Below are 787 nucleotides of genomic sequence, written 5' to 3'. Positions count from 1 at the left end.
GACCATCCGAAAAAACCGCAAAGTCCGTGATGCCTAAATCTATACCGATAGATGATTCCGTTTTCTTCAAGGGCTGTACGTCTGTTTCGACTACAATGGATACATAAAACTTTCCGCTTGGATTTCGTCTGATTGTAGCGTTAAGAATACGCCCTTCAACCTCACGACTTTTGGCCAAGCGAACATACCCTAGTTTCGGCAATTTGATTTTGTTGTCTACTATGGCCATGTTGCTATTTGTTACTTTCGTGGTGTAGGATTGTACCGGATTCTTTTTAGACTTGAAGCGCGGAGCTTTATTTTGTTTCTTGAAGAATCGAGTAAAGGAATCGGCAAGATTTTTCAGGGAGGATTGAAGGGCAATGCTGTCCACTTCTTTTAGCCATACGAATTCCTTTTTTAGTTGCGTTAATTCAGCCGAACAAGCATTGTAAGTTAATCCTTTGCCTGTTTCTTGGTAGGTATCGTTCCATTGCCCTAAAAAGCGATTAAAGACAAAACGAGAACAGCCGATGGTTTTGGCAATCAGGTTTTCTTGTTCTTTGGTTGGGTAGAGACGAAATTTGTATGCTTTGTTGATGAGCATTGTTTTCACCCCTCCAATAGGAATGTATGTTCTTATTATACCCTAACAAGAATCTCTTTGGCTACCGCCAACCGCCATTCATCTCCCCCTTATCGTTGGGCTTCTCCCTTCACACGATTGAAGAGGGGGTCTTCTGTCGGGAAATGATAAAAGAGCCGCACTAGCCACCACTTTACTAAATAGTTTTTTCAATTATTTCCT

The 787-nt window shown here is 41.6% G+C and carries 1 protein-coding gene; it reads right to left on the bottom strand.

What is annotated here, in order from left to right; all coding sequences use genetic code 11:
* On the bottom strand, positions 1-586 hold a 586-nt coding region (locus tag BALCAV_RS20935; RefSeq protein WP_040324347.1), incomplete at its 3' end, for an RNA-guided endonuclease TnpB family protein.
* Positions 587-787: the final 201 nt, after the last annotated feature.

This window comes from Alkalihalobacillus alcalophilus ATCC 27647 = CGMCC 1.3604 (assembly GCF_000292245.2).
Classification (GTDB): Bacteria; Bacillota; Bacilli; order Bacillales; family Bacillaceae_D; genus Alkalihalobacillus; species Alkalihalobacillus alcalophilus.
Note: the sequence above shows the minus strand (reverse complement) of the source record. Positions and strands in the feature narration are given on the sequence as shown.